This is a genomic window from Mycobacterium sp. URHB0021, from assembly GCF_054057895.1.
In genome coordinates this window covers 165,270-184,092 of the sequence record NZ_JBSRZT010000001.1, presented here as the reverse complement: position 1 = coordinate 184,092, position 18,823 = coordinate 165,270, and the positions used below count along the sequence as shown (strand labels likewise).

The 18,823-nt window shown below is 62.9% G+C and carries 11 protein-coding genes and 8 pseudogenes; 8 read left to right on the top strand and 11 right to left on the bottom strand.

The window, feature by feature from the left end; genetic code table 11:
* Nucleotides 1-38: 38 nt before the first annotated feature.
* Nucleotides 39-872, bottom strand: a complete 834-nt coding sequence (locus ACVWWN_RS00810; protein WP_457142190.1) for a DUF4440 domain-containing protein — start codon at nt 870-872, stop codon at nt 39-41.
* Between the two features lie 1,014 nt (nt 873-1,886).
* Between ACVWWN_RS00810 and ACVWWN_RS00805 the strand changes: the two are divergent.
* Nucleotides 1,887-2,916: pseudogene (locus ACVWWN_RS00805) on the top strand (IS630 family transposase); the annotation flags it as partial.
* A gap of 127 nt (nt 2,917-3,043) precedes the next feature.
* Nucleotides 3,044-3,637 (top strand): annotated as a pseudogene (locus ACVWWN_RS00800) (Chromate resistance protein ChrB).
* Here the strand turns inward: ACVWWN_RS00800 and ACVWWN_RS00795 are convergent.
* The 7 genes and pseudogenes from ACVWWN_RS00795 to ACVWWN_RS00765 form a co-directional block, all read right to left on the bottom strand.
* The gene (locus ACVWWN_RS00795) at nt 3,634-4,389 is read right to left on the bottom strand and encodes a transposase (protein WP_457142391.1); all 756 of its coding nucleotides are present in this window, start codon (nt 4,387-4,389) and stop codon (nt 3,634-3,636) included. The pseudogene ACVWWN_RS00800 and the gene ACVWWN_RS00795 sit on opposite strands and share 4 nt — an antisense overlap.
* 676 nt (nt 4,390-5,065) lie before the next feature.
* The gene (locus ACVWWN_RS00790; protein ID WP_457142189.1) at nt 5,066-5,701 is read right to left on the bottom strand and encodes a nitroreductase family protein; all 636 of its coding nucleotides are present in this window, start codon (nt 5,699-5,701) and stop codon (nt 5,066-5,068) included.
* A 182-nt stretch (nt 5,702-5,883) separates the two neighbouring features.
* Nucleotides 5,884-6,699 carry an FAD-dependent oxidoreductase gene (locus ACVWWN_RS00785; protein WP_457142390.1) on the bottom strand — a complete coding sequence of 272 codons (816 nt, stop codon included), beginning with the start codon at nt 6,697-6,699 and terminating at the stop codon, nt 5,884-5,886.
* Between the two features lie 100 nt (nt 6,700-6,799).
* A pseudogene (locus ACVWWN_RS00780) lies at nt 6,800-7,321 on the bottom strand (FAD-dependent oxidoreductase); the annotation flags it as partial.
* 125 nt (nt 7,322-7,446) lie between these two features.
* Nucleotides 7,447-7,863, bottom strand: a pseudogene (locus ACVWWN_RS00775) (hypothetical protein); the annotation flags it as partial.
* A 93-nt stretch (nt 7,864-7,956) separates the two neighbouring features.
* Nucleotides 7,957-8,258: pseudogene (locus ACVWWN_RS00770) on the bottom strand (cupin domain-containing protein); the annotation flags it as partial.
* 161 nt (nt 8,259-8,419) lie between these two features.
* A complete protein-coding gene (locus tag ACVWWN_RS00765; RefSeq protein WP_457142188.1) occupies nt 8,420-9,340 on the bottom strand; it encodes an NADP-dependent oxidoreductase in 921 nt (306 codons plus the stop codon).
* A gap of 927 nt (nt 9,341-10,267) precedes the next feature.
* On the opposite strand from ACVWWN_RS00765, the pseudogene ACVWWN_RS00760 reads away from it, so the two are divergent.
* Nucleotides 10,268-10,738, top strand: a pseudogene (locus ACVWWN_RS00760) (IS110 family transposase); the annotation flags it as partial.
* Between the two features lie 213 nt (nt 10,739-10,951).
* Nucleotides 10,952-11,497: a transposase gene (locus ACVWWN_RS00755; protein WP_457142384.1), complete on the top strand. Its 546-nt coding sequence runs from the start codon at nt 10,952-10,954 to the stop codon at nt 11,495-11,497.
* Between the two features lie 83 nt (nt 11,498-11,580).
* Here ACVWWN_RS00755 and ACVWWN_RS00750 read toward each other — a convergent pair whose 3' ends face one another.
* Entirely contained in the window at nt 11,581-12,837 is a 1,257-nt protein-coding gene (locus ACVWWN_RS00750; RefSeq protein ID WP_457142149.1) for an IS30 family transposase, read from the bottom strand.
* A gap of 108 nt (nt 12,838-12,945) precedes the next feature.
* On the opposite strand from ACVWWN_RS00750, the pseudogene ACVWWN_RS00745 reads away from it, so the two are divergent.
* A pseudogene (locus tag ACVWWN_RS00745) lies at nt 12,946-13,108 on the top strand (sigma factor-like helix-turn-helix DNA-binding protein); the annotation flags it as partial.
* A gap of 165 nt (nt 13,109-13,273) precedes the next feature.
* On the opposite strand, the gene ACVWWN_RS00740 reads toward ACVWWN_RS00745, so the two are convergent.
* Nucleotides 13,274-14,377 (bottom strand): histidine kinase, encoded by a 1,104-nt coding sequence (locus ACVWWN_RS00740; protein ID WP_457142187.1) that lies wholly within the window; start codon nt 14,375-14,377, stop codon nt 13,274-13,276.
* A 159-nt stretch (nt 14,378-14,536) separates the two neighbouring features.
* Nucleotides 14,537-14,701 (bottom strand): hypothetical protein, encoded by a 165-nt coding sequence (locus tag ACVWWN_RS00735; protein ID WP_457142186.1) that lies wholly within the window; start codon nt 14,699-14,701, stop codon nt 14,537-14,539.
* 1,154 nt (nt 14,702-15,855) lie between these two features.
* On the opposite strand from ACVWWN_RS00735, the gene ACVWWN_RS00730 reads away from it, so the two are divergent.
* The 3 genes and pseudogenes from ACVWWN_RS00730 to ACVWWN_RS00720 all read left to right on the top strand — a co-directional run.
* Entirely contained in the window at nt 15,856-16,371 is a 516-nt protein-coding gene (locus tag ACVWWN_RS00730) for a YkgB family protein (RefSeq protein WP_457142185.1), read from the top strand.
* Nucleotides 16,372-16,745: 374 nt separating this feature from the next.
* Complete coding sequence (locus ACVWWN_RS00725; RefSeq protein WP_457142389.1) at nt 16,746-17,498, top strand: cutinase family protein; 753 nt, start codon at nt 16,746-16,748, stop codon at nt 17,496-17,498.
* 366 nt (nt 17,499-17,864) lie between these two features.
* Nucleotides 17,865-18,641, top strand: a pseudogene (locus ACVWWN_RS00720) (LuxR family transcriptional regulator); the annotation flags it as partial.
* Nucleotides 18,642-18,823: the final 182 nt, after the last annotated feature.

The window sequence follows — 18,823 nt, the reverse complement described above, 5'->3', positions numbered from 1 at the left end:
AAATCCGGCGTCGGAGGGGGCAAGCTCAACTAGCTGTGTCATCGAGTGTGCGCCTGGGGTACTGGGGCGGCGTGACGCACCGCAGATCCGTGGTCTTGGTGATACCGATCAAGGCCTTCCACGCCGAGCCGTCGCCACACGCGTTGACGAGACAGCGCGCTCTCGTCACTAGCGGCAAGTTCGAGCATCACAGAAAGGCCGGCGGGCTTCGCGGCGAGGGTCGCTGAAGAGGTCACGATGGACTTGACTCCTGCCTCCATGAACAACAGGGCCGACGGGCCGTCCCATGCGTTGGGCATGATGAATGTACTAGGGCCACGGTGAAGTTCGTCGAACTCTTCGTGACGTAACGGGGCCGCAATGTCAGACTGGCGGGGCTGCTCCTTCCAAGGTGGGCGAAATTCTTGCCGCAGTGGCGGGCTATCCGCACCGGCCTGCCGGGGTACACGAGGCATATTCGCGCTCACGCAGTTGACCCGAGACGCGGATTTGCCTTGCGACCAGGACCCTCCCGCATATGGGTCAGGCGCCCGGGCGATCGCATAGGGTGCGACACAGATCCAGGTGCCATCACGCTTCTGGTGGGTGTCGGCGTGTAGAGCCTCTCGGTCCACTCCATCGGCGAGGATGGTGTATCTGCCGCGGCCATGGATCAGAGCAACGCCACTGAGGATGCGAATATTGACGTCATGCATCGTTGGGTCCTCGAAGGGGCGCGGCTTAGCGATGTAGTCAAGGAACTCGGCACGGTTGCTGGTGATGCCCGGAAGCTGCACGAGGAAGTCCTCGGCAAGGAACTCGCTGAAGCGCTTGACATCGTCGAACCGATCGGAACGGGCGTAGTCAATATTGAGCTTCGCGAGGATCGTCAAATCTTCAGCAGACTGCTTGGTGTCGTTCAGTTCTTGTTCCTTCTACGTGCGGTTCGGCGTTCACTGCAGGTGAGTCGGCGTTTCGCCGCCGTACGCACGGTGCATATGTTTCGGTTGTTCCTCTTGGTTAGAGTGAGACGGGTCCGTCTTACCCACAGCGTTGCAAACTCGCTAGCGCAACGACGCCCACCCACCGTAGGCTCTCTGGCGGACGGCATTTCCGCTCCGTCCTCGGGTTGCGGCGGGTGGTCGGCCGATGACTCCGCTCGATCCGTCCACTGTACAAAAAGGGACGATTTAGTCCAGCTTAGGTGTCCCGTCACTTTCCGGCAAGTGGCGTTCGCTTTTGTGCCCTGCTCCGACACAACTTGCGCAGAGACAATGTTCGAGGATCTGGCGTGCAAAGTGCACACGGCAAGCGACAGCTTTCTGAGCCGATCGCTCTGAACCACATAGTTCTTTTAACTACAGTGCAGTACGATCCCGACCAGCTACGAGATCACAGCGGTCGGAGCGCGAGCGCAGCCACGGCAGCGTCCCCGCGAGGCCGGCCGGTTGATGGCAAGGTTACAGCCGCGCCCTGCAACAATAGACTGCCATCGCCTGTATAGCCGAGGAAGCCCGCCAGAGCAGACGCTGAGAACCGATTCAATTCTCGTCGCTCTGTGAACGAAATAGACCGTGCAACTAGTCATGTACCTAGGTACACGTAACCACTGGGCACAGCGATCTATACAGCCCGAAGGCGAAGCGTATCGAGAGCCAGCTGTGGTCGTGGTCCAGCAGGGCGCAACGCCGGTGCGCACGTCGCGGAAGCCTGCGGCAGTGACGTTGATCACCATGCTGGTCGACGACGGAGCCGTCGAAGAAGTCGTATTCGGAGAGCAAGGCATACTTGCGGTCGGCAATCGCCCAGTGGTCTGTCTGTGAGTTATTGCGGTGTTTTGTAGTGTGGCAGTTGTGGTTGCAGCGGCTTTGTCGGTGGGTGTTGAGCAGCGTTCTGAGTTGGAGCGGATGGCGTCCTCTACGTCGTTGCCCCATCGACGGGTGGTTCAGGCCAAGGGGCTGTTGTTGGCGTGTGACGGGGTGGCTAATGAGGAGATTGCGCGCCGTTGCGGTGTGGACTCGGACACCGTGCGGCGGTGGCGCTCCCGGTTCGTCGAGCAGGGCACCGCTGGTGTTGGTGTGATCGCGAAGGGCCGAGGCCGCAAGCCTGGCCTGTCGGCGGGCACTGTAGAGGAGGTGCTGCGTCTGACACATCAGGAACGCCCGGTTGACGGGTCGACGCAGTGGAGCACACGCTCGATGGCGGCGCGGGTGGGGATCGGCAAGGACGCGGTTGCCAAGATCTGGGCCGACCACAATCTTAAGCCGTGGAAAATGGAGACATTTAAGGTCAGCAACGACCCTCGGTTCGAGGAGAAACTCGTCGATGTTGTTGGCTTGTATGTGAATCCGCCCGCCCGGGCGGCGGTGTTCTCCTTTGATGAGAAGACCCAATGCCAGGCGTTGGACCGTACTCAGCCATCGCTGCCGATGAAGCCCGGCAGGGCAGGAACGATGACTCATGAGTACAAACGCCACGGCACGATCGACTTGTTCGCGGCGATGAACATCGCCACCGGGGAAGTCTTGACCGATCTGCGCAAGGGACACAGCGGCACCGATGTGCTGCGGTTCTTCAAGTAGATCGACGCAGCCGTTCCGCGCGGGCTGGGGGTGCATGTCGTTTTGGACAATCTGTCCGCGCACTCCACTCCGGAGATCGCGAAATGGTTGGTCCAACAAAGATCGTCGGCGATGGCACCTGCATTACACGCCAACCTCCAGTTCCTGGGTCAACCTGATCGAACGCTGGTTCAAAGAACTCACCGACAAACGCTTGCGCCGCGGCGTGTTCATCAGCGTCGCCGAACTCACCGCCGCGATCACGACCTGGGCCCAGCACTGGAACGCTAACCCCAGACCATTCGTCTGGAAAGCCACCGCCGACGAGATCATCGCCAAAGTCCAACGCGGACGCGACACCCTCCACCAGATCAATACGCAGACGGACCACCAGTGCGCTGGCCGGGTACCCCTCACCAGAATGATGCACATCCGTTCGTCGGGCTCTTCACCGGTGCGGCCCCACGAAATACGTTTGCTCACCGGTCCGGCAGACTAGGTGGGTGAGCGCCGACGGCGGCGAGGACGAGGAACCGGCTGAGTCGTCGGGTCCGGTGTCTGCAATCTGCGACAGCTGGTTTCTGCTGGTGTATCGGATTCCGTCCGATCCCACTCGGCTGCGGGCGACGGTCTGGCGCCGGCTGAAATCGCTTGGTGCGGACTACCTGCAGAATTCGGCGGCCGCGCTGCCCGCCAGCGATGGCGCCGAGCGGGCGCTGCGCAAGTTGCGCCGCGAGATCCTGGAGATGCAGGGCTCCGCGGTGTTGCTGTCGTGTTCGGCGTTGGCGGGCGGCCAGGACGTGGTGGCGCTGTTCCAGGCGGCGAGGGACAGCGAATACGGGGAGATCCTCGATAAGTGCGCCGATTTTCACACCGGTCTCGAGAAGTAGTACGTCGCAAACCATTTCACCTACGGCGAACTCGAGGAGAACGAGGTCGAGCTGGTGAAACTGCGGAACTGGTACGGCAAGGTCGTGGCCCGCGACGTCTACGTGGCTCCCAAACGGACCGCGGCGCTGGCGGCGCTGGACAAGTGCGAGGTGGCGCTCGAGGAGTACGCGGCCCGGGTGTACCTCGAAGAGGACGAGGGCAGCTAAAGCGCGTGGCGCGCGGCGTGGCGGACGCTGACCGGAAGCAGGATCGCCACCGCGGCGATGATGATCCACCAGACCGGGAGGTGGGTGGTGCGGCTGAGCGCGAATGTGATGACGAAGGCGACGACGACACCGAGCGCCACGCGCCAATCATCGCCGATGACGAAGTCGTACCAGAATGCGCCGAACGCCCGGATTCTGCGGATCATGTGTGGGTCCTTCCCGCGACGGTGCTGTCGGGCGCGGCAGGTTGCCTGCGGCGGAAGATAACCACCAGCGCCAGTGCGCAGAGCGCAACGGCGGGGCCAGCAGGAGCAGCGCGGCGTCCTGGCCGGGCCAGTGGGCCCCGCGCATTCGGCGCCCCAGAAGATGCCGATCTGGTTGAGCCAAGACGCGAGGACCGGCAGGTGAATCATCCTCGCGTGGGGAAAGGCATCTCGGAGCCGTGCGGCGGCGGTCCAGCCGCGGTGCGAGGCGCCGTTGTCAACGACCGAAAGCACCCGCGGCGCCGAGGCGTAGGGCTGGCGGGTCATGACCTTGTCGACCAGCGCGCTGAACGGTTCGATACCGGTGCGGGATGCGCAATGGCCGGTGACATGAGCTCGGTGCACGTCATAGGCGGCCAGGTAGCCCAGCGTGTCGTGGCGGCGGTATTCGCTTTCCACGCGCATCGGCCGCCGGCCCGGTCCCGGCGGGCGGCTGGGATGCCTGCGGTTACGGGCTTGCACGCCGGGCTTCTCGTCGGCGCTGAGCAGGTAGTCGTTCTAGCCGAGTGGCTCGCCGTCGAAGACCCGTGCGTAGAGGTCGAGCACCTGGGAGCTTTGACGGCAAAAAGACCTGCCGTGCGGGAAGATCCAGGGCCGATGTTGCCACGGCTTAACCGCATCAGCGCTCAACCAGCGTCGCATGGTCGAGGCTGACACCGACTCGACGACGCCGCGGCGTGCCGCCTACCAGCCAGGTGCGGGCAGCTCCACTTAGCCGGTGGCACATCGAATTCGCTGGCAGCTAACACGCCAGGGCCTTCACTTCAGCCGCCACCCTGGCCGGGAACCGGCGGGGCCGTCCGACATGGGGCCGGTCCCGTAAACCGTCGATGCCGTGCCCGGCAGAACCGGCGCAGCCACTTTCGGACGGCGTCATCACAGACACCCACGGTCCGGGCGATCGCGGCGTTGGACGCGCCGTCGGCGGGGTCAGCACGATATGAGCGCGCAACACGTCACGATGCTCCCCGCTGTCTCGATCGGATGCTCGGCGTGTCGTTGTTGGCACGGACCGGTGGCGAGCGACAAACGATGGATGCCTATGAGCACATCGCTACCTGTCCCTGGCCGATCAAACTGTTCGGCACTTCCAACGTGATCGCCACGCCACCGCGTCGGTGTCGCGAGCGCCATTTCCGGAGGAACTCATGATCAGCCTTTTCGACTATACGAGTTCCAGCACATCGGCCACCGGACGGCGCGGCTTCTGCGGCCGGTTGGTCGGAAGCTTCGCCCCTACGGCCACCAGCATGACCGGCACTTCGTCCTCTGCAAGTGCGAACTCGCGGGCGAGCGGTTCCGGGTCGAAAGCGATCATGGGCGTCGAACCTAGGCCCAGCGCGTTGGCCGCGTACATCATGGCCGTCGCGGCAATGGCGCCGCTGCATATCGCCTGGTCGCGTTGGCACCGCGGTTTTCCGAAATACAAGCGGCGTGCCGCGTTTTCATAATTCTGCACCATCTCTGGCGGCATGATGCCCGCTTCGACCACAGGTGCCAGGCGGTGACGCACTACCCTGTGATCGATCAACTGACCGCAGATGATGAAGGTAACGGCCGCGGCGGTGATCTTGGGTTGATTCCACGCGATCGGACGCAGTCGAGCCTTGGCTTCGGGCGTGCGTACCGCGATGAAGCGCCAGTTCTGCAAGTGGAAAGACGTCGGCGCGGCGGTGGCGATTCGGACAAGTTCGCGAATTTGGTCGTCTGTCAAGGTGACGGCCGGATCGTACAGGCTCGTCGTGCTGCGGCTCACGAGGCTATTGATGATGGGGTTAGTCATGGTGATTCCGTCGGTCATGGTAATTCCTACGAGTGAAGAGATTGCTTGAAGTACGGCGGCGTTGAGTCGTGGGTCGTAGCGGCGAGTTGGGTATCGTAGTGGCAATTCATGGAACGGGCTGCACCCCTTCTGCGGGTGGTGCACTACGCGGAGCGCAGTGCGTGAAACCCAGCCGTTAGAGGACCAATATCGTCTGTTTGTCAAGGTATCGGGAACCAAGATTCTTGTGCGAGTAGCGGATCCCAGATCTGATTGACCGTTGGCTGTGGCGCGACAGCGTGGCGTAGGAGATTGGTGGGGACCTTCGCGACGATAGCCAGGGTGGCTGTTTGAACCAGTTCGGAGAACTCGGGGCCGACAAATGTCGCTCCGAGCAGTGTGTTGGTCTCGGCGTCGATGACCAGTTTCGCCCATCCTTCGAAGCCATCCCGGTACAGGGCGAGGAATGACACCGCGTCGGGGTAACGAGCGGTTGGGGTTCTTACCGCGAACCCTTCTGCTCGTGCCTGACTTTCGGTGCGCCCAACCTTGACTACTTGAGGGTCGGTGAAGATCACCTGCGCAAGGCTGCCGGCATCACGGGCAGCCAACTCCTTGTCGGACAGTTCTCGCCCTGCGGCCCGGGCCGTGATGATGTCGGCCACGAGGCGGCCGTGGTAGGTGGAGATATGAGACAGCCGAGCCCGCCCGGTGGTATCTCCCAGGGCGTAGAGCCAGTCGCCGGCGACGCCGACCGCTTGTAGATGGTCGTTCACAGAAACGATCCCGCCTCGCAGGCCAAGGCTTTCCAGTCCGATGTTGTCGGTGTTGGTGCGCCGTCCGGCGGCTAGGACGATCTCGTCTACCTCGATGGTCTGGCCGTCGAAGGTTGCGGTGACGGGCCCGCCCGCGACGGGGCGGGCTACCGAGGACAACTCTGTCTGAAAGTGAATCATGACACCTTTGCTTCGTAGTGACTGCGCGACTAGCTCGCGGGCTTCGGGTTCGAAATTGGGAAGTAGGGTGTTCCCACGCACCAGAAGTGTTGCCGCGGAGCCCAAACCGGTCAGGATGGTCGAACTCGACGGCGACCGGGCCGCCACCCACCACCAGCGTGCGAGGTGGCACTTGTGTCATGGTCGTTAAGTCCCGATTGGTCCACGGGCGTGCTTGCGCCAATCCAGGTATCGCGGGCACGTTAGGACGAGTGCCGGTAGCCACCACGACCGCGTGGCGTGCAGTCAAGACGGCTTCGGTGGTATCTCCCCAGGCGTAAGCCACACGCACCGTTCGTTCGCCGCTCAACCGGGCGAACCCATGAAACACTGCTACACCGGCTTGGCGCAATGATGCAGTTCGGTCTTGGTCTGAGAGGTGCTCGATGATCGCGTCGCGTTTCGCGAAGACGGCCGCAATGTCTAGTTTGTCGTCCGAAATAGCTTCTCGGACACCGGGAACCGCCTTCGCCAGATTGAACACCTCGATCGGGCGAAGCAGTGTTCTGCTCGGATTGCAGGCAAAATAATGACACTCCCCACCGACCAGACGATCCTCAACGAGCGCTACCGCAAGGCCTACCGATGCGAGCTTCCGCACCGTGGCCACACCGCCCACCCCACCGCCCACGACGACCACGTCAAAGTCTTTGCCACCGTTCATCTACCCTCACTCTCGGTGATCGGTACGTACACCTGTGTTTGTGTGAGCCCGGCAGCAGCGCCATCACTCGGCTTGCGACGATTTCGATTATCGAGACCCGGTAGGCATCGACGGCCGGCGTCAGTGGTGTGCGGGGATGATGTCCCAAGTATCGCGTAGGCCGCTGCCGCGCTTGCCGCGGAGAAGACACTGTAGCTCAACGGTGATTCCACACCGAGGGATACAGCCATGGCGGTCTCCAATATCATGAGCACCAAACAACTGGCTGCGGCACGAGTTTCGGCCGCCAGCCGATCAGGAGGAAGACGCCGAGGGGGGCTTCGGTGGCGGTAGCAGTCCACACGATGACGGTCAATAACCATCCAGAGACAAATCGGAACAAGCTGGTGGGCATAGTTGGCGAAGGCCCTCATGCTGCCCCAGTTACCCTGTCGAAAAGGCGCCCACCAACCGAATCGCTCGGCAACAGCAGATAGAAACGCCGTCGCGAGCGACAAACGTAGTGTGGTCCTGACAATCCAGATGCGATCAGGTGCGTGCATGGCTCCTCCTGCTGTGCCGCACGGCGGGATCTCCCTGGTCTTCAAACTTTCACGTCGAACCTGCCTAAGGTGTTGCATCGTTATCGCGGCGGCTTAGGTCGTGTCGTCGGTCGTGAGCGGGAGGTCACCGGTATCTATCAGGAAGACTGCGAGTAATTCAGCGGATGCAGTGGCGCTGGCATTTTCACTGATTGCGTGCCGCGCACCGGGAGCCTCACTCCATGTCTCACCGCCGTGATACACACGTGCAGGCTCACCTTCGACTTGGCTGCGGATCGCACCGAGATCACGTTGGCCGTGATGAACGCTGCTTTCGCGTGAGCTTCGGCTTTAGCTCCTGGCGGATAGCTGACGGTCACTGCCTTCAGCGATTTGGCCGCAACGTTGCTAGGTTGAGCCGCATCGGCGATCAGTCCGGCCAATAGTGTTCTGCGAGCTATTTCCGCTGCCTTCCCTTTTCGGATGTCTTGACGACTAGTGATGCAATCGCACAATTTGGTGACTCACGTGGTGTCGCACTCTCCTCACCGCCAGGCCACGAGCTGGGAGACTACGACTAGTCTTCGGACACCCGCAGGATCGTCTTGCCGGGGATGCGTTTGTCGGAAGCGAATGCGGCGGCAGCTTCAGCCAGGGGCAACACGGCGCCGACGACCGGGTTGAGCCGTCCATCCCGCACTCGCGCGGCCAGGTCGACGAGTCGGGCGGGATCAGCTTCGACAAGCATGTACAACGCCCGCCCGTCGCGCGGCCGGTTCTGTGGCGGCTCGGCGATGGTGACCAGCGTTCCGCCGGCCCGCACCAAAGCCGCCGAGCGGGCGAGAACGTCTCCGCCGATCACGTCGAAAACCACGTCGACTTCCCCTGCATGCTCCAGCTTTTCGGTTTCCAGGTCGACAAAGGTGTGAACGCCGAGCTCTCGCACCTGGTCTCGATCTGCGGTCCCTCCGGTGCCGATCACGCGCGCACCTACCTCACGCGCGAGTTGCACTGCGACCGACCCCACCCCGCCCGCGGCGCCGTGGATCAGAACCGTTTGTCCAGGGCCGAGGCGGCCGTTTTCGAACAGCCCTTGCCAGGCGGACAATCCGGAGATCGGCAGCGCGGCGGCCACCGTGTGATCGATGTCCACCGGCAGCGGTGCCAGGTTACGAGTTTCCACCGCGGTGTATTCCGCCAGCGAGCCGTTGCGGGCCCAGTCGGCGAGACCGAACACCCGCTGCCCAATGCTGAACGCCGTTACCCCATCTCCCAATTCGACGATGACACCGGACAGTTCGTGGCCGGGCACGCTGGGTGTGCGGTCCCGGCCGTCGCGGTAGGTCCAGGTGTCTGGCCAGTCAAGTTCCCCCGGTGTGAAACCCGCGGCACGTACCTGCACGATGACATCGTTTTCGGACGCCACGGGATAGGGCAGGTCTGTCAGCTTCAGGCCAGCGACACCGGCCTCACGAACTGAAACAGTGATCGCTTGCATTACAGGTCCTTCCTAAGGTGGGTTGCTCCTGAGGCCGATCGCCTCGTCGTGTCTGTTCTGGGTTCAGTCGCGGGCTGTGGTTGGAACGGTACGTCGATGCCGGGCACCAGGCACGCTGACGACCTCAAGGCCTAGGTCACGGCCCCGGTCGAGAAGTCCGTAACATTCTGACGGGTCGTGGATTTCATCAGTGAACACGGTTTCGGCCGAATCGGTCTCGAGGCACACTCCTTCTAATGCGGACCCGGTCCGCTCGGTCACGCAGCCTCGAATGCCGATCCAGTACATGGCTGCCTGCATCGGCCCTCCGCTCGCCATCTGCTGAGCCAGCATTCACGGACGTCGGGTGAGCGGTCATCACCCGGCGAGCTAATTCACCCGGGTGAGTGCAAAGGCACAATTGGGCGATTCGAAGCATCAACAGTGAGGCCCAGCGATGCGTTCAGGACTCAGATCTGTATGGGCGTGCCGTCATCGAACCAGCGGCGGACCATCGATGCCTTCAGGGCCCTTTGGTTATCCGGTCGCTTCGTGGATGTAGCCGCCGACCTGGCGCAGTGTGTCGGCGGCAACTGAATACTAATGGTGCTGCAAGACCGTCGACGCCCAACTGAATACAGGCGCTGGACGTCTTTGGTCAGACCGGCGCGGCGGTCTTGCGTCAGACGGATGGCGTGCGTGTCGGCGTGTCGGCGCTGGCGCTGGGTGTCTGGGTCGGACGATTCCTGAGTCGAGCCAGCCGCAGGGACCATCTCTTCTCATGACGCGCGGCCATTCTTGGACCGCTGAGGTGGAAGGCCGAGGCCCCTGCGGTGCGCTGGGGTCATGAACGGCTGATCGGGTGTCGGACCGACGAGTCCTTCCATTAGTGAGGCGCATGCCCCAACTCGGTTCGATGACCGAAAACGACAGAGAAAGGGGCATTCGATGAAGGTGTTCTGCGGGATCGATTGGGCCGAAAACCACCACGATGTCGCACTGATCAACGAGCGCGGCAAGCTGGTGGCCAAATGCCACATTGGTGATGACGCTGCCGGTTTGGCGACCTTGTTGACGCTGCTGGCCGAACACGGTGACAACGCCACCAACCCAATCCCGGTAGCATCGAAACCAGTCGTGGGTTGTTAGTAGCGTCTGTGCGGGCGACGGGCCGACCGATGTATGCAATCAATCCGCTGGCGGTGTCACGCTATCGAGAGCGTCACACCGTGGCGAGCGAAATCGGATCACGCCGATGCCGTCGTGCTGGCCAACATCTTGCGCACCGATGCCGACGTTCATCGGCTGTTGCCGTCAGATAGCGAGCTGGTCCAGTCGATCGCAGTGCTCGCTCGTGGCGGCCAGGACGCCGTGTGGAACCGGCAGCAGATCGCCAACCAGTTCAGATCCGTTCTGAGAGAATACTTTCCAGCGGCAATCGAAGCCTTCAAGGACTCGAGATCAGGACTTGCCTCTGCCGAGGCGCGCACCATCCTGGCCGCCGCACCCACCCCGGCATTGGCCGCCAAACTCACCAAAGCACGATTGCGCCGACTGCTCATCGCCGCTGGCCGCCAGCGCAACATCGAAGCACGGGTCGATCAACTGCACACCGCTTTCGCCGCCGAGCAGATGCGCCAGCTGCCCCGCGTGGAAGCCGCCTTCGGCGAACAGGCCCGAGCATTGGTCCTGCAACTCGACGCCGCCTGCCGAGCCGCCGAGCATCTCGCCGCGGCAACCGAAGAGATCTTCACCGAACACCCCGACGCAGCGATCCTCATCAGCTTCCCCGGCGTGGGAACACTGACCGGTGCCAGGATCCTGGCCGAGATCGGTGATGACCGGTCCCGATTCGCCGAGGCTCGAAATCTTCGTGCCTACGCCGGCTCGGCTCCAGTCACCCGAGCCTCCGGAAAGAGCATCGTGGTCATGCAACGCAGGATCAAGAATCAGCGTCTGGCCGCCGCCGGATACGTCTGGGCCTTCGCCGCGCTCACCGCCTCCCCTGAGGCCCGGTCCCACTACGACCGCCGCCGCGCTGCCGGTGATGGCCATCCCGCGGCGCTACGCAACCTGTTCAACCGATTCCTCAGTCAGCTACACCACTGCCTTGCGACTGGTCAAAATTACGACCCATACAAGGCATTCGCTGTCCCGAGCACCTCAGCCGCTGCGTAAGACGTCACCAGCGCGGTGACGCCTGAGGTTGCGCCCTTACTACCATCGGGTGTCTGACCACTGCGCGGCAAGGTGGGTTCTAGTCAACGTCGCAACAGTTGATGGTCTGGTGAGGTTAGCAGCGCGGTGAAAAGTTCAGTGGGAGTGCGGTCTCCGAGGACGCGGCGGGGCCTGTTGTTGATCTCGTATTCGACAGCGCGTAGGTGGTCGGGTGTGTAGGTGTTCAGGCTGGTGCCTTTCGGGAAGTACTGTCGCAGCAAACCGTTAGCGTTCTCGTTGCTGCCACGCTGCCAGGGTGAGCGGGAGTCGCAGAAGTCGACCGCTACGCCCAGGTCTGCGGTGATGTCGGTGTGGCTTGCCATTTCGATGCCCTGATCCCAGGTGATCGATCGGATCAATGTGGTGGGCAACCCGCTCATGGTCGTGGAAATCGCGATGCGCAAGGTATCGGCGTCGCGAGTGGGAAGGTGCATCAGCCGGATCATGCGGGTCTGCCGCTCGACGAGGGTGCCGATCACCGAGCGTTGATTCTTGCCGACGATGAGGTCACCCTCCCAGTGGCCTGGCTGGCCGCGGTCGGCCGGATCGAATGGCCACTGATGGATCGACAACATCGGATGGGCGAACCGCGGACGACGCCGGCCAGGGCGCTGGTGAGCGCGGCGATGACTTCGGCCCGTGCGCAACGGGCCGCGGTGTGGTGACCTGACCTGCGGCGAGCGAATCAAGCGTGATTGGGGCTGGTAGACCGCTTGATAGATACTTTCGTGGCACAACCACATCGACTGATCCTCGGCGTACTTGCGCCGCAGATGCCGAGCGATCTGTTGCGGGCTCCAACGTTGGGCGAGCAGCTCGGCGATCCGTTCGCATAGGACGGGGTTGTTGTCGATCCGCCGCCGATGACGACGCGCTCTGCGGTGGACTGCCCAGCCGTGAGCTTCAAACGGCCGGTAGGTGCCGTCGCGGCGGCTGTTGCGGCGCAACTCCCTCGATATGGTCGATGGAGCCCGGCCAAGCTCGGCGGCGATCCCCCGGATACTGAGCCCCGAGCGGCGTAAGTCGGCTATGTCGATCCGCTCTTGTTCGGACAAATACCGATCGCTGATTTGGCGCACAGTCAAACGATCAAGCGCGGGCACGAATCCGACGGCTTCGCCACGCCGATACGTTTTGTAACCTCGCGCCCAGTTGTTTGCTGAGGTACGGGACACCTCGACTTGCCGCCCCGCCGCCGAGATAGACCAGCCCCGGGCACGTAGCTCCATAAACCGCTGACGCTTGGCCGATTGGGGCCGGCGGCCCGGGCCTTTCTTCACGCGACGCGACGATGACAACACAACCTCCAGAATCTAGAGAAGTGTTGCGACCGCCCCTAGAAACCACCCAAGGGAACATTGACCAGCTTCCTGGAGACCCTTGGCTCGGGCGAGCCAGGGAGGAAGCGAGTGTTGAACGTGGAGGACTGGGCAGAGATCCGGCGGTTGCGTCGGTCGGAGTGCTTGCCGATTTCGGAGATCGCGCGGGTGTTGGGGATTTTCGCGGAACACGGTGAAGTCGGCGTTGGCCTGTGATGAGCCGCCGAAGTATCAGCGTGCTGCGGCTGGGTCGGTGGCGGCATAGGCGCCGACAAATCCGACGCAAAAGAGCTGGCAGGGATTATCTGACGATATCCGACACTGGCTCAGCCGAATCACGTGAGAAGCCAATCTGCTCGTGATAGTCGGGACCGAGTGGGCATCCTGGCTCCGCGCGGTGGTCCAGCCCGGCGTCAAGCTAGGAGTTGCGGCGAGCATCAGATGCCGCGCCGTCGATCTGATCGATTGGCAGCGAAATGTGTATGGTTGTGCCGGCGGCGACTAGGCTGGTGATTTGCATGGAGCCGCTGATCGCCTCAACCCGGTCGCGCAACCCGATCAAACCCGACCCGCTTCGCGGGTCCGTTCCGCCACCGCCGTTATCGCGGATGGACACCACCAACGCGGTGCTGCGATCCTCAACGACGACCTGTACCCATGAGGCGTTGGCATGCTTAATCGTGTTGGTGAGCGCCTCGGAAACCACGTAAAACGCCGTTAGCTCCAGTGGCGCCGGATACCTGGCCTCAGTGTTGACGTGCAGCGTCATGGGGATGGCTGAGCGCCGCGCCAATGTCCGTAGCGCCGGCACCAGGCCGTGCTTGGAAAGAATCGACGGGTGAAGACCACGTGCCAGTTCGCGCAGCTCTTCTTGTGCTTCGTTGAACTCCTCGCTGAGCTGCCACAGGTTTGTATGCAGCGTTGACATTTGCGCGGGCACCGCGTCGCAAGCCAGGCGCAATTTGAGCCCGACCGAGACGAGCCGTTGCTGGACTCCGTCATGCAGGTCGCGGCCGAGGCGCCGCCGCACCTCGTCGGCCGCGGCGACCACCCGTGCCCGTGAGGCGGACAGCTCTGCCGGGTCGACGCTGTAGAGCGGACCCAGTTCCCGACACACGACGTCGACGACCGGCGCCGGCGGCTTTGACTGCGCCGCTCGCGTCGCCACCCGCAACAACGCGGACTGCGCCTCATTCGGTCGCGCCGATTCCCGGGCCGCTTGCCGCACCGAAACCGCGAGTTTTCCCACGACGACCGCCGCAACCAGGAAGATGCCCAACGCGATCACGTTCCGGGTTCGTAATGCCGAGGGAGTAAAGGACAGTGTGAAAACGTTTTCGTAGACCGCCGCACCCAGCACGGCGATGACTCCCGCAACCCTGGTATCACACAGAATAGCAGTCGGCACGATCACCAGCAGGTAGAGCACCAGGACGAACAACCCCGGAACGTGCGCGCTGCGCATGACGGCCAGGGCGGTCAGCACCGCGATGGCGGTGATGCTGGCGAGCGGTCCGGCCAAGCAGTCGACAACTCGCAGACGGACGTGGTCCGTAGCGAGAACGTCCCCCCACGCTGGCGCCTGTTGCCGGTCAGGCCATTGGTTCGCCCTACGCGGGCCACGAAAGTAAGCGATCTCGGTACGCGGCGAAAAGGCTGGTCGATTTTCATTGTGGCTGCTCTACATGTGCCGCTCGGCCGAATCTGTCGGACACCATTCGAAGGAGGCGATCAGGTGGGCGACGTCGCGGTTGCGGCACTCGGCCGGCCAGACCGCCCAGTGCGGCGCCCATCGGGGCCCGGGCCGAAACAGAAACAGGCTTTGAGCGGAGATCAACGGTGGCATGTGAGGCTCCTTGAATCGGCAAGGCGCACTACACCACAGTCTCGGGGATGGGGTGGACCACTCATGGGACGCGGACGCAATGGCCTGGATCGCGGGTGATCCCGGTGTCGGTATGTGCACCCTCGATTCGACTCCGTTTTCTGCCCTGTGAGCGCGGCCGTCCCAGGTGCTCCCGACTGGCCAGCAGCCAGCACAATGCCATCATGGCGAACTTCCTCGAACCGCGATGTGGGGAGCCGCTTGGGACTGGCCGCATGTGCCATGACCTAACACTCGGTGAGAGCTGGGTGGGTTGTCCTCATCCGACCCCCCGATTCACCCGGGCGATTTGCCTCGATCAATGCACGCTGCGCTGAAAATCACTGGGGCAGGCGGCTAAAGGATGCCGAGCTCGCGGCCGCGTTTCACGGCGCGTGTCCTGTCGGCAACTTCGAGGTTTCGGGCGGCGGCTTGTGTGGGCAACCGGTCGCTGAAGCGCAGTTAGCGTATCGCGGTCGCGAATTAGGTGTGCGCAGCTGCTCGGGCAGAGGTCTCGAGGTGCGCATTCAGGCGCTAAGTAGCCCGTTTTAAGCGGTCGCCGTCCATTCGGTGGCCAGAGCGCCGAATCCACCTTGGCGCCGAGCGACTGTCGGCTTGGCGCGCAGGTGCTCCTTTAGAAAGCCGTTTGCAACCACCAGGATTAGCGGTCTGTCACGCCCCGTGGCGAAACGCACACTGGAGCGGTAGACGTCGCGGCGAGCAACGGCCACATTGCGGCGAGGTCAATAGCCAGTGCAATATGAAACTCCTCACTGTGGTGTATTTAGCGACCCGGTGTGGTCGCTTGTGGGGCAGATCGCCGTGCTCTGGACAGTGCGGCCGAACGACGACCTACTGTCATCGACGCCAGCCTCGGTGACGCGGCCGGCCGGCGATTGTGACTGTCGCCCGCCTCAGAGGCATACAAGCGAGGACCTGCGCCGCAGGACCGTTCTCGCTGCTTCTCACCCGGGTGAATTGCACAGCTGGATGAGGACAACTCACCCGCTGTGTGCAGATAGTGGTCGCTGACCTGAGCCGCGAGCGGTAGCACTGATCATCAACCTACTGCGTGAGGGAGGCAGAGAGTGTGCGACAGGGCCGCAGCGGCGCAACGAAATACGAACGGAGATCGCATGTCTTATAAATGGGCTACAGGCATCATGGCTGATGAGCTGGGAAGCTCCCGAATTACCGCCGTTGCGGCGCTCGTGGCGCGGTATGGTCTGGTCATAGTCTTGGCCTGGTTCGGTGCCATGAAGTTCACTTCCTATGAATCTCAGGGAATTTCACATTGGGTAGCCAATAGTCCCCTCTTGAGTTGGGCCTACAACATCATGTCCATCGACGCCTTTGGTCGATTGAACGGATCGATAGAGTTGATTGTTGCAGCATTGCTGGCGGTCAAGCCGTGGTTCCCGAAGGCTTCCGTGGTGGGCGGCGTATTCGCATCGCTGTTCTTCGTGACCACGCTGAGTTTTATGGTCACGACCCCCGGCGTCGGCGAGGCTTCTGCCGGTGGCTTTCCCGTTTTGTCTGCCGACGGAGAGTTTTTGATGAAGGACATCGCGAACCTCGGCCTAGCGCTGTGGCTGCTGGCGGATGCGATTGACGCAACCCGCAGACGGGCGATAGCCGCCAAAGCAACCTGACAGCTCCCACCGATGAAAATGCCCGCGGTGAGGAAGCCGGCGGCCGCGCACTGCTCACCAATGTCCTTCGGCCATCATCGAGACGCACCCACTTCTATTAGGCAGATCAGCTACGCCAACGCATTCGTAGCTCAAGGCGGCTCTCGGCAGCTCGCTAGCAGTCGAAGATCGCTTTACCAACACCCAAAACGTGTCTGAGCAATCCGGAAAATCACCGCTCACGCAGGTGGCATACATCACGTTGCCACGCGGAATCGTCGCCGTCTGCGAGCGCTTGTAGCGGGTAGCTGCCACGACCGCACCGAGCGATGGCAAACGAGAACAGGAATCGGGTCAAACCCATGAACAGATCCCAGCTATGCCGGATGGGCACCATGGTCACCAAGGGCGCTCAGTCCACCGTCTTCACCATGCTAGCGGTGGCGGCGATCGTGGTGGGCTCATTGGCCGGCCCGGTCACGACAGCCAGCGCCGCGGACGACGTATGTGCCGACGTCGAGGTGGTCTTCGCCCGCGGCACCAATGAGCCCCCCGGTGTCGGCGCGACCGGGCAGGCGTTCGTCGACGCGCTGACCGCGAAGCTTCCGGGCAAAAGCGTCGGCGTATACGGAGTGAACTACCCGGCCTCGTTGAACTTCGGGCAGGCGGTCGACGGCATCGCCGATGCCAGCAACCGCATCCAGTCGGTCGCGGCGAGCTGCCCGGCGACCAAGATCGTGCTGGGCGGTTACTCGCAGGGTGCCGCAGTGGCTGGCTACACCACGTCGAGCGTCGTACCTGCCGGATACGTCCTGCCTGCCGGCGTCTCCGGTCCAATGCCGGCTGGAATCGCGTCCCACGTCGCGGCTGTCGCCCTGTTCGGTACGCCCGATGAGTGGTTCTTGAATCTGGTTGCCCACGATGCGCCCCCGATCCCCATCGGTGAGTCCTACACGGCCAAGACTGTTCAGCTGTGCGCAACGGGTGACCCGGTGTGTTTTCCGGGTGGTCTGAGCCGCGCCGCACACAGCTCCTACAAGGACAACGGGATGGCAATCCAGGCAGCTGATTTCGTGGCCGGCCAGTTGGGTGTCAGCGCTGCCTCAGCGGCGATGGTGCAGACGGCAGGCAAGGTCGGCGTGAACTGAACCAACCGAGCTGAAGCGACCGACGGCCGGAAGTGAGTCCTTATCGGAGCCCTTCCGGTCTTCGCCGTATCTAGCCGCGGCGCGCTGTCTGTAGGCCATGGCTGCACCTGCTGGTTCATGTCCTCACTCTGGGAACCGGAAGCTGACCCGGCGCACGAACAAATGGTGAACCTGGGCCTGCACAGGGTTGCATCCAGCAGAGTGGTGTACGAATCGGCCGTGATTACCGGGTTCGACGTGTCGTAGCTGAATGATTGAAGGTCATCGCGTGATTTCTTCGAGTCCCCAAGCTGCGGTACGACGCATCGACCTTGACGACGGGGGAATCACAATCCGAAATGAGCGCGGCGCAGAACCGTGTGACCGCTGGTCGGGGGTCTGGGCGAGGAGGGTCGGCTCGATTTCTCCCGTGGGCGTGCGGTGGCCACCGGATATGCGCTGCCGCGGCGGCTGGGCGTCGGTATGGGGCAGCGACTGAACCTGCTCTCCGATAGTGCTTCGGAGGTGGTGCGGGTGGCCGCGGTACTGCCGGACCGGTTCTCGGCCGGACTGTTGGCCGCGATGCTGGACCGTCAGCCGGTGTCATTGCTGTTGGCGTTGGAGGAGGCGGTGCGTGCGGATCTGCTCGTCGACGATGGTGAGCGGCTGCGGTTTCGGCATGACTTGCTGCGCGAGGCCACCCGGCAGTCCCTGCCGCAGTCATTGCGGCGGGCGATGGAGCGCCAGTCGGCGTCGGTCATGCTGCGGTTGGGTGCGGCGCCCGAGGAGGTCGCAACTCAGCTCGCTCGCAGCGCCGAGCCCGGAGACATGGAAGCAGTCGATGCGCTGCGCCGGGCCGCTCAATCGGTGGGCCACAGCGATGCCAGCGCGGCCGCGGACCTGAGCAAGCGCGCACTGGAACTACTGCCCGCCGTGCACCATGACTACGGATCATTGGTCGCCGAAACGGTGGAGTGGCACAACCGGGCCAGCCGCTATGGCGAGGCCGAAGAGTTGGCCGTCGTGGCGCTCGCGGGGGCGGCCTCGCCCGAAGTCGAGGCTGAGATCCGCCTCCGGCTTCCGACGCATACCAAGCACAGCACCCCCTGGCGGGTAGAGGAGAACCGCCGAGCGCTGCAGTTGAGCGGTATCGGCGAGGTCACCCCGACACCGGCACCACCTCATCCTCTGGGTCGTGAATGATAGGTATTGGGCAGTCCAGACGTCGACCACGCGCTACCACGTCCCAGTAACTGATGGGCATACCGTCAGGTCGGTGCGGATCAAGGTGCGTGCGCTGTACGGTGTCGGTTCCGAGACGCGGTCTGGCACCGTCCCGCGTCTGG